Genomic DNA, 13,240 nt, shown 5'->3' with positions numbered 1-13,240 from the left:
CAGTGCATCATTTACATGGAAGCGAACCACCATGAACTCCAGCGTACGAAATTTCCTTTTTTCAGCCTTGTTTTTTGGGTCCGGCACCTGCATGGCTGCCACCGACCTGCGCCCGGTCGTGGACGGCAGTATTGAACCCCTGATGCAGCAGCAAGGCATCGCCGGATTGTCGGTAGCCGTGGTGAACAAAGGCAAGGTGCAATACTTTAACTACGGCGTTGCCAACAAGGACAACCAGCAGTCGGTGACTCAGGACACGCTGTTCGAGATCGGTTCAGTGAGCAAAACCTTCACCGCGACGCTGGGCGGTTATGCCCAGGCCAGCGGCAAGCTGAAGCTTTCGGACATGGCCAGCCAACACCTGGCAGCACTCAAGGGCAGCGCCTTCGATCGCATCAGCCTGTTGCAATTGGCGACTTACACGCCAGGCGGCCTGCCGCTGCAGTTCCCGGACGCCGCCGACAGCGCCGACACCATGCTCGGCTATTTCCAACACTGGAAACCCGCGTACGCGCCCGGTGCACAGCGTCTTTATTCCAACCCGAGCATCGGCCTGTTCGGCTACCTCAGCGCACGAAGCCTGGGCCAGCCATTCAATGTAGTCATGGAAAACACCCTGCTGCCCAAGCTGGGCCTGAAGAACACCCATGTCAGCGTGCCTGCCGACAAAGCTGACACCTATGCCCAAGGCTACGACAAGGATCAGAAACCCGTACGCGTCGGCCCCGGTGCGCTGGACAGCGAAGCCTATGGCATCAAGACCAGCACCCAGGACCTGGCGCACTACGTGATGGTGAACATGCATCCGCAGACACTGGAGAAGCCCCTGCAACAAGCCATCGCCACCGTGCAAACCGGTTATTACACCGTAAACGGCACCACCCAGGGCCTGGGCTGGGAGTACTACCCCTACCCGATCAAGCTGCAAGCCTTGATTGATGGCAACTCCACACCGATGGCGATGGAACCGCACACGGTGAAGTGGCTGGCCCCGGCTCAGGTACAGCCCGCGAACGTGTTGTACAACAAGACCGGTTCAACCCGAGGTTTTGGTGCCTATGTGGCGTATGTGCCGAGCAAGGATATAGGCGTGGTGATTCTGGCGAACAAGAACTACCCAAATGCCGAACGGGTGAAAGTGGCCCATGCGATCTTGAGTGCGCTGGACCACTGATCCACAGAACCCGGTAGCCGGTTACATACCGAGCCAGTGCGGCAGTGCAAGGGAGATGAATGGCAAGTAGGTGACCATGATCAGGAACACCAACAGAATCATCAACCACGGCAACGCCGCACGAATGGTCTGCCCCAGGCTCAACCCGGTCACCGCCGAGGTCACGAACAGGTTCAACCCCACCGGCGGATGCACCAGGCCGATCTCCATGTTCACCACCATCACGATGCCCAGGTGAATCGGGTCGATGCCCAGCTTCATGGCAATCGGGAAGAAGATCGGCGCCAGGATCAGCACAATGGCCGACGGCTCCATGAAGCTGCCCGCCACCAGCAGCACCACGTTGACCATGATCAGGAAACCAATCGGCGTCAGCCCTTCGGAGATCACCCACGCGGTGATTTCCTGGGGGATCTGCTCGGTGGTCAGCACATGGGCAAACAGCATGGCGTTGGCGATGATGAACATCAGCATGATCGCCAGGCGCCCGGACTCCAGCAGCACCTTGGGGCAGTCGCGCAGCTTCATGTCCTTGTAGATGAACAAGGCCACAAACGCCGAATACACCGCCGCCACCGCCGCCGCTTCAGTCGGGGTGAACATGCCGCTGTAGATGCCGCCGAGGATGATCACCAACAGCAACAGGCCCCAGAAGGCGCGACGTGCGCAGGTCAGCCACTCGCGGAAGGTCGCCCGTGGTTGCGCCGGTAGCTTCTTGATGCGCGCGACGATATAGATCGCGATCATCAGCATCAGGCCCAGCAGCAATCCCGGAATCACCCCGGCCATGAACAGCTTGCCGACTGAGGTTTCGGTGGCTGCCGAGTACACCACCATCACGATCGACGGCGGAATCAGGATGCCCAAGGTGCCCGCGTTACAGATGATCCCGGCGCCGAACTCCTTCGGGTAACCGGAACGCACCATGCCCGCCACGGCAATCGAGCCCACCGCCGCCACCGTTGCCGGTGACGAACCGGACAGCGCCGCAAACAGCATGCACGCCAGCACCGCCGCAATCGCCAGGCCACCACGGATATGACCGACACAGGCGTTGGCAAAGTCGATCAGCCGTTGCGCCACGCCGCCGGTGGTCATGAACGCGCCGGAGAGCAGGAAGAACGGAATTGCCAGGAAGGTATAGGCGTCAGAGGTCTCGAACAGCTTGATCGCCAGGGAACTCACCGAGTCCTGGCTGAACATCAGGATCGACACGGCGCCGGACAGCCCCAGGGAAATCGCAATGGGCACGCCAAGGAACATGAACACAAACAACAACAGGAATAGACAGAGCACGGCCATCAGTGACGCTCCTCATGGCTGCCGGCCAATTTGCTGGCCTCGCCAGCCTCGTCGGCCAGCCCCAACCCGACCTGACGGTGGGTAAAGATGCGGTAGAAAATTTCCAGGTAACGGATGAAGACCATGGCAAACCCGATAGGCACGATCACCACGATGTCGCCGACATCCACGCCGTACTGGTCAAGGTCTTCGGCGCCGATGTGCGCGCCCATCACGGCGCTCACCCATTTGTAGCTGGCGACCATGAACAACCCGGCATACGCCAGGCAGCACAGGCAGGCGAGCATGCCGAGCACACGTTGCACCGGGCGCTTGGTCAACTTCACCAGTGCATCCACGCCAAGATGGCCGGCAGTGCGCACGCCATAGGAAATACCGAAGAAGATCAGCCAGCCGAACATGGCCTTGGTCAGCGCCACGCTCCAGGTCATGTCCTGGGCCCAGGTCATGGTGTGATCGCCCAGGGCATTGAAGAAGTTGCTGCTCAACGCCCACTTGTCAGCCAGGGCAAAGAACAGCGTGTAGATGTTGTTGAGCATGACGTAGACGAATGTCACCAGGGTCATGGCGGCCAGCAGGAAGGCAATAAAACCTTCCTCCAGGTGCTCCCAGACGCGCCTTAGCGTTTGCATGGCAAAACCTCGCGAAAATGAGATGGGTTATGCAAGGCTCAGGATGGAACCGGCTCTAAATGTGGGAGCGGGCTTGCTCGCGAATGCAGTCTGTCAGTTGATAACCCTGGTGACTGACCCACCGCTTTCGCGAGCAAGCCCGCTCCCACATTGGCGCTCGGTACCACCCGCGCTTACTGGTTGGACGCGTCCGCCGCCTTGATCAGGTCAGCCCCAATCTCACCCTCGAACTTCTGCCACACCGGGCGCATGGCTTCGCGCCACAGCTGGCGTTGCTCCGGCGTCAGTTCGATGATTTCACTGGTCTTGGAATCGACGATCTTCTGCTTGGCCGACTGGTTCAGCGCTTCGGCCTGCTTGTTCACCTCGACGGTGACCTCGACCATGATCTGCTCCAGCGTGCTGCGGACATCCGGTGGCAGGCCATTCCAGAACTTGGCGTTGGTGATCACCATGTAGTCGATCAGGCCATGGTTGGACTCGGTGAAGTACTTCTGCACCTCGTTGACCTTCTGGCTTTCATAGTTCGACCAAGTGTTCTCGGTGCCATTTACGGTGCCGGTCTGCAAGCCTTGATACACCTCGGCAAAACTCATCTTGCGCGGGTTGGCGCGGATCGCCTTGAACTGCTCTTCCAGCACGCTCGACGCTTGCACGCGGAATTTCAGGCCACGGGCGTCCTTGGGCTCATGCAGCGCCTTGTTCGACGAGAGTTGCTTGAGGCCGTTGTGCCAATAGGCCAGGCCGAGGATGTTCTTGTCCTGCATGGAGGTCAGCAATTCCTTGCCCTGGGCGGCCTGGAAACGGTCGACCGCAGCCAGGTCGTTGAACAGGAACGGCAGGTCATAGATCTGCACTTGCTTGGTGTACTGCTCGAACTTGGCCAGGGACGGCGCGAGCATCTGCACGTCGCCCAGCAGCAGTGCTTCCATTTCCTTGCCATCGCCGAACAGCGACGAGTTCGGGTACACCTCGACCTTGACCTTACCGGGCAGGCGTTCTTCTGCGAGTTTCTTGAACAGCAACGCGCCCTGGCCTTTGGGGGTGTTTTCGGCAACCACGTGGGCGAACTTGATGACAATCGGGTCCGCCGCCTGGGCCAGGCCCGCGGCAAACAAGGTGGCGGCGCACAGCAGCGCCCGGGAAAGCTTGAGCATGGGAAATCACCTTCTTATTGTTGTGTTGTAGGGCAAGGTGCCTGATGTCACGCGTGTAGTGAATTTCGATTTTTTGATACCTGCGTTCGGTCTGGGCGAACGCTAGATCTGAGCCGCCAGCAGCCGTTGCGCGCGCAGCAACACCGGCGCATCCACCATCTGCCCATCGATCTGATACGCCCCTGCCCCATGGGCCCCGGCATCCACTACGCGCTGGGCCCAAGCCAGGTCTTCGGCGCTTGGCGCCAGGGCCTGGTGAATCACCGCCACCTGCTTGGGGTGGATACACAGCGCCCCGGCAAACCCCATCTCGTAGGCATGCCGAATCGAGCGACGCAAGCCTTCGGGATCGTCGATGGCCGGGTGCACGCCGTCCAGCGGTGCGACCAGGCCAGCTGCGCGGGAATGCACAATCAACGCCAGGCGCGCCTGGTCCAGGGCGAACTGCGCGGCCGGGGAATGGCTGCTCAGGTTCAAGTCCAGCGCCAGGTCCAACCCGCCGAACGACAGGCGATCTACCTGAGGTGCATGGGCGATCTCGGCCACCGCCAGCAACCCCCGCGCACTCTCGATGATCGGCCAGATGACTTTGCCGGTGGCCGCCACCACGGCGACCTGGGCTGCGCTTTCGACCTTCGGCAACAGCACGCCTGCCACATTCGGATGGGCCTTGCAGAACGCCACATCCTCAAAGTGCTCGGCATGTTCCGGCGCGTTGATCCGCACCCACACCTGGGCGGCGGGGTTGGCGGTCAAAAACGCTCCAAGGTTATCCCGCGCCTGGCGCTTGAGCGGCTCTTCCACCGCATCCTCAAAATCCACGATCACCGCGTCGGCACCGCAGGCCAAGGCTTTGGAAAATCGCTCCGGTCGGCTACCGGGTACAAACAACGCCGAACGAACCAAGGGCTTAGGCATTTGTTGAATTCCTTATTATTAGATAACACCGCGCGTACGCAGGCCGTCGATGGCGTCTGCGGCGTAACCGAGCCCTTCGAGAATGCCTTGGCTGTGCTGCCCCAAACCTGGAACAGCGTCCATGCGCGGGGTAAACGCAGCATTGCGTGCCGGCGGCAACAGCGATGGCAACGCACCGGCCGGGCTGTCGACTTCGCGCCAACTGTCACGGGCCTTGAGCTGCGGGTGATCCCACACGCCTTGCATGTCGTTGACCCGGGCGCTGGCGATCTGCGCGTCTTCCAGGCGCTGGATCACCGCCTCGGCATCCAACTGCGCAAAGCTGTCCACGATGATCTGGCGCAGTACGTCGCGGTTGGCCGAGCGCTTGAAGTTGGCGCAGAAACGCTCGTCAGTCGCCAATGCCGGGGTGAGCAGCACCTTGTCGCAGAACGCCGCCCATTCGCGTTCATTCTGCAGGCCGAGCATTACCGTGCCGCCGTCGCCGGTGGGAAACGGTCCATAGGGATAGATCGTCGAGTGCGCCGCCCCGGCACGCGGCGGCTGCGGTGCGCCGTCGAACGCGTAGTACATCGGGTAGCCCATCCATTCCACCAGGCTTTCCAGCATGCTCACATCGATGCGGCTGCCCTTCCCCGTCTTGCCGCGCAACAGCAGCGCCGAGAGGATGCCGCTGTAGGCGTACATGCCCGCCGAGATGTCCGCGATGGAACAACCGGCCTTGGCCATCTGGTCGTCGCCAGGCCCGCCGGTGACGGAGAGAAAGCCGCCTTCGCTCTGGATCAGCAGGTCATAGGCCTTTTTCTTTTCGTACGGCCCGCCTTCGCCATAGCCGGAAATATCGCAGACGATCAGGCGTGGGAAGCGCGCATGCAGCGCCTCGAACGACAAGCCCATGCGCGCGGCGGCGCCGGGTGCGAGGTTCTGTACCAGTACGTCGGCGTCAGCCAACAAGGTCTCGAGAATAGTGCCCGCCTCGTCCTGCTTGAGGTCCAGGGTCAGGCTTTCTTTGGAGCGGTTGGTCCACACAAAATGCGAAGCCAGGCCACGCACACGTTCATCATAGCCACGGGCAAAGTCGCCTGCGCCGGGGCGTTCGATCTTGATCACGCGGGCGCCCAGGTCGGCCAGTTGACGGGTGCAGAATGGCGCGGCAATCGCGTGTTCCAGGCTGACAACGGTGATACCGTCCAGCGGTCTTGGGTTAGTCATGACAGTTCCTCAAAGCCAGTCGGCCATGGATGCGGCATTGCGCAGGTCCCAGACCTTGTCGATCAGGGCATTGGCCTCGGCCGGTGTGCGGGCGTTGCTGAACTGGCTGAGACGCTGGAATTTGTCGGCCAGCTCCGCACGGCTCAGGGTGTTGCCCGGATCGCCCTTGGGCTCGTCGATGGCGCCGTGCAGCGTGCGGCCATCCAGCGTGGTGACGGTGACGCGACCGAGCCAGCGTTGCGGGTAAGCACCGTCGACGTCGGGGTCGAGGGTCATGCTGACCTTGTCGCGAAAGGCTGAGACCGCTGGATCGGTCAACGCCAGCTCATGGAACTCGGTGAGCCCGGCCTTGCCATGCACGGCAATCAGGCCCAGCACGGTGCCCATGGAGAACTTGGCCTGGTGCACGCTGGTCGGTACTTTCACCCGGCCCAGTACATCGATGGCGCCTTGGTGCACGTGTGTTTCCACGTGGGCGATCTGTTCGGCGTGCAGGCCTTCGCGTTGCATCAAATCCAACAGCGCATCGGCGGCCGGATGGGTGTGGCGGCATGAGGCGTGGAACTTGAACGAGGTTTCCAGCAACGCCCAGCGGCTACCCAGGTCGGCGGACAACTTGGCTGGCTCGGCATCACGGGACATACCGGCCGCCAGACCTTGATCGCCCTCCAGAATATTGCGCGCGCCGGTCAGGCCGTCCGCCGTGAGGTAAGCGGCGAGCAAGCCGTCCGCCGCCGCTTTCGCCGTGTGCAGTTGCTTGGAATCGGCGGCATCGCGCAGGAACTCCCACAACCCGGCCGCCTGGGTGCCCGCGCTGCCGAGCAGGTTGATGAATTGTTCTTCGTTGAAATCCAGCAACTTGCCTACAGCTACCGCCGCCGCCAACGTGCCGACGGTGGCCGTGGTGTGAAAGATACGGTAGTGGGAACGGCCCATGAATTCGCCGATGCGGATACCCGCTTCATAACCGGCTACCGACGCCAGCAGCAAATCGCGGCCGGATTTGCCGAGGTCCTGGGCGGCCGCCAGCGCTGCTGGAAATACCACGGTCGCCGGGTGCAGCACGGAGCTGTTGTGCAGGTCGTCCTGCTCGACCAGATGGGATGAAGCCGCGTTGACCAGCGCGGCGAAATACGCGCTGGTGCTGCCGCCATTGACGATCACCTGCGCCGGACCGCTGCTGGGGCCCATTTTCTGCGCATAATGCTCGAACAATGGAATCGGGTGCGCGCCCTGGCTTGCCAGCGCCGAGGCCAGCCAGTCCAGATACAAATCTTCGGTGCGCGCCAGCACGTCTTCCGGCAGTTGCGCGTAGTTCAGCTCGGCGAGGAACCGACACAAGGCTTGGGTATGGCTCATGGTCAGGCCCTCAGAAGCTGCGTGGCAGTTCGAGCAGATGCTCGGCCACGTAGGACAGGATCAGGTTGGTGGAGATCGGCGCCACCTGGTACAGGCGCGTCTCGCGGAATTTGCGCTCCACGTCGTATTCGCAGGCAAAGCCAAAACCGCCGTGGGTTTGCAGGCAGGCGTTGGCCGCCTCCCAGGACGCCTTGGCCGCCAGGTACTTGGCCATGTTGGCACTGGCGCCGGCATTGGCGCCGCTGTCGTATTCCTCGCAGGCACGCCAACGCATCAAGTCGGCCGCCTCGATCTCGATATGCGCTTCGGCAATCGGGAACTGCACGCCCTGGTTCTGCCCGATGGGCCGGCCAAACACCACGCGATCGCGAGCGTAAGCACTGGCCTTTTCGATAAACCAGCGGCCATCACCGATACACTCGGCGGCGATCAGCGTGCGCTCGGCGTTGAGGCCGTCGAGGATGTACTTGAAGCCCTTGCCCTCTTCACCGATCAGGCTGTCCAGGGGCAACTCCAGGTTGTCGAAGAACAGCTCGTTGGTTTCGTGGTTGACCATATTGGCGATGGGCTGCACGGTCAGGCCGTTGCCGATGGCTTCGCGCAGATCCACCAGGAAGATCGACATACCTTCGGATTTTTTCTTCACTTCGGCCAAAGGCGTGGTGCGCGCCAGCAGGATCATCAGGTCGGAATGCTGGATCCGCGAGATCCACACTTTCTGGCCGTTGATCACGTACTTGTCGCCTCGCTGAATCGCGGTGGTCTTGATCTTGGTGGTGTCGGTGCCGGTGGTGGGCTCGGTCACGCCCATGGATTGCAGGCGCAATTCGCCGCTGGCGAGCTTGGGCAGGTAGAAGCGTTTCTGGGCTTCACTGCCGTGCCGCAACAGGGTGAACATGTTGTACATCTGGCCATGCACGGTGCCGGAGTTGCCGCCGCAGCGGTTCACTTCTTCAAGGATCACAGAGGCTTCCGCCAGGCCCAGGCCGGAGCCGCCGTACTCTTCGGGGATCATCGCCGACAGCCAGCCGGCGTCGGTCAACGCCTTGACGAAGGCTTCGGGGAAGCCTTTTTCCTCATCAATCCTGCGCCAGTACGCGGCATCGAATTCGGCGCACAAAGCGCGCACGCCTTCGCGGATGGCATTGAGTTCTTCATTGTCATTGGGGTTCATTAACGGCTCTCCGCCTGTTGTTCTTGGATTATTCGAAATGCACGCTGGCTTGCTGCGCCAGCCCTTGGGCATTGCCGGCCCACAGCTGCGCCACACCGGTTTCGGTCACGCGGCCGCCCACTTCAAACGGCTGCGGCGCAATCAACGGGCGCACGCCGCGATAGGCAAAACGGCGCAAGGTGGCGCCAGGGTTGGCGCGGCAGAATGCGCGCAGGCTCAGGGTGGCGATCAGCGGCCCATGCACCACCAGGCCTGAATAACCTTCGGTGCCGGTGACATAGGGGTAGTCGTAGTGAATGCGATGCCCGTTGAAGGTCACGGCGCTGTAGCGAAACAACAGGGTTGGCGTGGGATCGACGGCCTCAGACCATTCGCCCTGCTCCAGCGCATCACCGCTGCCGGATTTGGGCGGTGTGAGTTCGCGGTAGACGATGTCCTGTTCCTCACGGATCGCCAGGCGACCGTCCTGGGAATAGTCGTGGCGCACGGTGACAAACAGCAGCGAACCGGTGCGACCGGTTTTCTCTTCGACTTGGGTAATGGTCGACACGCGGGTCGCCGCCTCACCGGCCCGCAGTGCCTGCAGGAACTCGATGCGCCCACCGGCCCACATGCGGTTGCGGTTGTCGGCCGGCGGCAGGAAACCTCCGCGGGCCGGGTGGCCGTCGCTGCCTAGCGCGGTTTCCGGCAGCGGGTCTTGGAAGAAACACCACTGCCACAGCGGCGGGATGTCCGCGCCGTCTTCGGGCACTTCTTCACCGAAGGTGGCGGCAATACGCTTGAGCAGGTTATGGCTGAGGTGGTCGTGGGCGGTTTCGCTTCGGCCGATCCAATCGGTGGCGCTCATCGGGTGCAGGTCCTCGGGCAGTGAGTGTCTGCCCCGGATCATGCAAGCCTATCGCCGTTCTGAGAATTTGCATTTCAATAAACCGGCGTTCGGTTATGCTGAACGCCGCCATCCTGTACCGGGAGCCTTGCATGCACTTCGATCTAGCCGACCTGCGCCTGTTTATCCACATCGCCGAATCCCCCAGCCTGACCCAGGGCGCCAAGCGCGCGTTCCTCTCGCCGGCCGCAGCCAGCGCAAGGATCAAGGCGCTCGAAGGGCAACTCGACACCCGCCTGCTGTACCGCGACAGCCGTGGCGTGGAGATCACCCCGGCCGGTGAGCGTTTGCTGCACCATGCGCGGTTGATCATGCGTCAGGTGGATTACCTCAAGAGCGAATTCACCCAATACGGTGTGGATTCGGCCGGGCATATCCGCATCTTTGCCAACACCACGGCCGTCACCGAGTTCTTGCCGGAGGTGCTGGCGGGCTTCTTGTCACAACGTCCCGGCGTGACCGTCGACCTGCAGGAACGACTCTCCCGCGACATCGTGCGCGGCGTGCTGGATGGCACCAGCGACATGGGCATCATCGCCGGGCCGGTGGAAGCCTCGGGCTTGCAAGTGCTGCATTTCAGCACCGATGAGTTGGTGTTGATGGTGCCGGTCGGCCACCCCTTGGCGGAACAACCCTCGGTCACGCTGGAACAGACCCTCGCCTATCAGCATATCGGCCTGCACGAAGGCAGCACCTTGCTGAGTTTCCTGCGCGAGCACGTCGAGCGGCTGGGCAAACATTTGTCGCTGCGTATCCAGGTGTCGAGCTTCGAGGCGATCTGCCGGATGGTCGAGGCCGGTGTGGGGATTGGCATCATTCCGGAGTCGGCCGCCGTGCGTCACAGCCGCACCATGCAATTGGTCGCGGTGAAGCTGGACGAACCCTGGGCGATTCGCGAGCGCAGTATCCTGGTGCGGGAGCTGGAGGCGTTGCCCGGCACCATTCGTGCGTTGATTGCCACGTTGATGCCCGATAGCGCCTAAGCTGAGCAGTCACCTTGCCAAAGGAGACTCCCCATGCAGCTTGAAGGATCCTGCCATTGCGGCGCCGTCACGTTCAGCCTCGCCAGTGCCCACCCCTACCCTTACCAGCGTTGCTACTGCTCGATCTGCCGCAAGACCCAGGGCGGTGGCGGTTATGCGATCAACCTGGCCGGTGATACCGCCAGCCTGAAGGTACGTGGGCGCAAATTCATTTCGATCTACCACGCCAAGCTCAAGCCCGAAGGCGCCAGCCGTGCCCATGCGAGTACGGCCGAGCGGCACTTCTGCTCGCAATGCGGCAGCGCGCTGTGGGTGTTCAGCCCGGAATGGCCCGAGCTGATCCATCCATTTGCCTCGGCTATCGACACGCCATTGCCGGTGCCACCGGAGCATACGCACTTGATGCTGGGGTCCAAGGCGCCCTGGGTAGAGGTCACGCTACGCAAGGGCGACCTGCAGTTCGATGAGTACCCCGATGAGTCGATCGCTCAATGGCATGAGCGTCACGGCGTGGCCCGTTAACAGTCTTTGACAGTTTATCGACAAAGCTGTCAAAGACCCTCGGGCACCGCGGCCCTAGCATTCGAGCCTCCAAACCACCTATCGGGTGCTCGTCATGCTTCGCACATTGCGCGGTCTTCCGTTGCTCGGATGCTTGTTGGGCAGTATCGGCTGCCAGGGGCAGTCACCTGTCCCGCCGTCAATTCCTAAGGGCGACTACAGCGCGATCATCCGTTACCTGCAAACCCGGATCCCGCGGGACATGGCCCAGGACAACATTCCGGGCCTGTCGATTGCACTGGTCAACGGCCAGGAGTTGATCTGGACTCGCGGGTTCGGCATGGCCGACAAAGCCAAGGGCTTGCCGGTGACGCCAAACACCGCCTTCCGGGCCGGCGCAATCTCCAAGCTGCTCACCGCCAGCGCGGCCCTGCAACTGGTTGAACAACAGCGACTGGCGCTGGACGCACCGATCCAGCAAACCCTGCGCGAGTTCTATGTACGCTCGCGTTTCCACGCCGACCAGCAGGCCGCCGACCACGACATCACCTTGCGTCGCCTGCTCAGCCATCAGTCCGGCTTACCCAGTGAACACCTGCGCGACCTGCGCAACAGCTACGCCATGGGGCAGATGCCGATGCGCCTGTCCGGCGTCTGGCTGAGCACCCCACCCGGCACGCAAGTGGCCTACTCCAACCTGGGTTATGCGCTGGTGGGTGCGGCCATCGAGCGCAGCAGCGGCAAGGAGTTTGAAGCCCAGCTGCAACATAGTCTGCTCAAACCGCTGGAGATGGAACGCGCGAGCTTTGTCGGGACCGCCGCGCAAGTCGGCTATCGCGCCCAGGGCTACGAGGAAGGCGTCGCCAGCACCGATGCGCAACTGCGCGACATCGCCGCCGGCGGTTTGTGGGCCAGCCCCAGGGACCTCAGCCATTACGTGCAGATGCTGTTTGCCGAAGGCCTCTACAAGGGCAATCGGGTGATGGCCAGCCGCTCCATCGATGAAATGTTCACCCAGCAAAACACCGGCAATGCCCTGGACTTCGATTGCCAGATCGGCCTGGCGTGGTTCCTGGCCCCCTGCGGTGACGAGCCGATCGGCCCTGGGGTGCGCACCTACCAGCACAGTGGGGGTGGCGATGATTTCGCCGCACAGTTGACCCTGCTGCCGGACCATCAATTGGCCGTAATCATTATGGCCAACGACAGCAATGCCGAAGACCTGGTCGCCACACTGGCCACGGACGCCTTGCGCCTGATGCTTCAGGCGCAAACCGGCGAACAGGTATGCAGCGATGACTGCCAGGCACCCCGTCATGGGCTCAAGCTGCGCCAGGTGCCGGCCGCCATCGACCGCCAGCGCCTGGCCGGGTTCTACGCCACCGCCTGGGGCGTGTTCCGGATCAAAGATGATGACCAGAGGCTGCGCGGCGAACTCGCCGGCTTCAACTTCGAACTGTTGCGTGACGATCAAGGCTGGCTGCGCGCCCAGAAGAAACTCTTCGGTTTCTGGCTCAAGGACCTCGGCGAACTGGGCCAGGTACAACTCGACGTCATCACCGTGCAAGGCCGGCAGATGCTCACGGCGCGCAGCCATGGCCAGCGCATCCCCATCGGCGAACGCATCGACCCGCCGCCACTGCCCTTGGCCTGGGCCGACACCGTCGGCACCTACCAAGTACTCAACACCCATGAACCCGATGCGCCATTGAGCGGCATCAGCGTGCGCCTCGAAGAAGGCTTCCTGGTGATTCGCGGCCAACTGCACGACGAACCGCTGACCGACTACATCCTGCTGCCGGTGGACAACGCCCATGCCGTACTCGCCGGCAACGGCTATGGCCTGGGTGACACGGTGAGCCGCCAGATCAATGGCCTGAGCGCTTCGGGCTACTCCTTCAAACGTACCCATCCACCCTTGAGTTTCTAACCGACATGAAAA

General features: G+C 62.1%; 12 protein-coding genes. 4 read left to right on the top strand and 8 right to left on the bottom strand.

Annotated elements, in window-relative coordinates; translation table 11 throughout:
• The first annotated feature begins 31 nt into the window (after window positions 1-31).
• Window positions 32-1,174 carry a class C beta-lactamase gene (gene ampC, locus HX812_RS28320; RefSeq protein ID WP_038841854.1) on the top strand — a complete coding sequence of 381 codons (1,143 nt, stop codon included), beginning with the start codon at window positions 32-34 and terminating at the stop codon, window positions 1,172-1,174.
• 21 nt (window positions 1,175-1,195) lie between these two features.
• Here the strand turns inward: ampC and dctM are convergent, their stop codons facing one another.
• The 8 genes from dctM to HX812_RS28280 all read right to left on the bottom strand — a co-directional run bounded on the left by dctM (window position 1,196) and on the right by HX812_RS28280 (window position 9,775).
• Complete coding sequence (gene dctM / locus HX812_RS28315) at window positions 1,196-2,476, bottom strand: C4-dicarboxylate TRAP transporter large permease protein DctM (protein ID WP_016979464.1); 1,281 nt, start codon at window positions 2,474-2,476, stop codon at window positions 1,196-1,198.
• Window positions 2,476-3,108, bottom strand: coding sequence for a TRAP transporter small permease (locus tag HX812_RS28310; protein WP_033896622.1), 633 nt, complete (start codon window positions 3,106-3,108; stop codon window positions 2,476-2,478). The genes dctM and HX812_RS28310 overlap by 1 nt, the downstream gene beginning before the upstream one ends.
• A gap of 173 nt (window positions 3,109-3,281) precedes the next feature.
• The gene (gene dctP, locus HX812_RS28305) at window positions 3,282-4,265 is read right to left on the bottom strand and encodes a C4-dicarboxylate TRAP substrate-binding protein DctP (protein ID WP_038841860.1); all 984 of its coding nucleotides are present in this window, start codon (window positions 4,263-4,265) and stop codon (window positions 3,282-3,284) included.
• A gap of 102 nt (window positions 4,266-4,367) precedes the next feature.
• Complete coding sequence (locus HX812_RS28300) at window positions 4,368-5,183, bottom strand: CoA ester lyase (protein WP_038841863.1); 816 nt, start codon at window positions 5,181-5,183, stop codon at window positions 4,368-4,370.
• Window positions 5,184-5,201: 18 nt separating this feature from the next.
• Window positions 5,202-6,395: a CaiB/BaiF CoA-transferase family protein gene (locus HX812_RS28295; protein WP_038841866.1), complete on the bottom strand. Its 1,194-nt coding sequence runs from the start codon at window positions 6,393-6,395 to the stop codon at window positions 5,202-5,204.
• A 9-nt stretch (window positions 6,396-6,404) separates the two neighbouring features.
• Window positions 6,405-7,754 carry an MmgE/PrpD family protein gene (locus HX812_RS28290; protein WP_038841869.1) on the bottom strand — a complete coding sequence of 450 codons (1,350 nt, stop codon included), beginning with the start codon at window positions 7,752-7,754 and terminating at the stop codon, window positions 6,405-6,407.
• A gap of 10 nt (window positions 7,755-7,764) precedes the next feature.
• Entirely contained in the window at window positions 7,765-8,928 is a 1,164-nt protein-coding gene (locus tag HX812_RS28285; RefSeq protein WP_038841872.1) for an acyl-CoA dehydrogenase family protein, read from the bottom strand.
• Window positions 8,929-8,956: 28 nt separating this feature from the next.
• The gene (locus tag HX812_RS28280) at window positions 8,957-9,775 is read right to left on the bottom strand and encodes a MaoC family dehydratase N-terminal domain-containing protein (protein WP_038841875.1); all 819 of its coding nucleotides are present in this window, start codon (window positions 9,773-9,775) and stop codon (window positions 8,957-8,959) included.
• A 131-nt stretch (window positions 9,776-9,906) separates the two neighbouring features.
• Here HX812_RS28280 and HX812_RS28275 point away from each other — a divergent pair, with 131 nt between their 5' ends.
• The 3 genes from HX812_RS28275 (at window position 9,907) to HX812_RS28265 (ending at window position 13,228) form a co-directional block, all read left to right on the top strand.
• Complete coding sequence (locus HX812_RS28275; RefSeq protein WP_038841894.1) at window positions 9,907-10,797, top strand: LysR family transcriptional regulator; 891 nt, start codon at window positions 9,907-9,909, stop codon at window positions 10,795-10,797.
• Window positions 10,798-10,830: 33 nt separating this feature from the next.
• The gene (locus HX812_RS28270; protein ID WP_038841877.1) at window positions 10,831-11,319 is read left to right on the top strand and encodes a GFA family protein; all 489 of its coding nucleotides are present in this window, start codon (window positions 10,831-10,833) and stop codon (window positions 11,317-11,319) included.
• Between the two features lie 94 nt (window positions 11,320-11,413).
• On the top strand, window positions 11,414-13,228 hold the full coding sequence (locus HX812_RS28265; RefSeq protein ID WP_038841880.1) for a serine hydrolase: 1,815 nt from the start codon (window positions 11,414-11,416) through the stop codon (window positions 13,226-13,228).
• The last annotated feature ends 12 nt before the right edge of the window (window positions 13,229-13,240 follow it).

It is taken from the genome of Pseudomonas sp. IPO3749, assembly GCF_013386605.1.
GTDB classification, from domain to species: Bacteria; Pseudomonadota; Gammaproteobacteria; order Pseudomonadales; family Pseudomonadaceae; genus Aquipseudomonas; species Aquipseudomonas azotoformans_A.
This window is presented reverse-complemented; position numbering and strand designations above follow the sequence as displayed.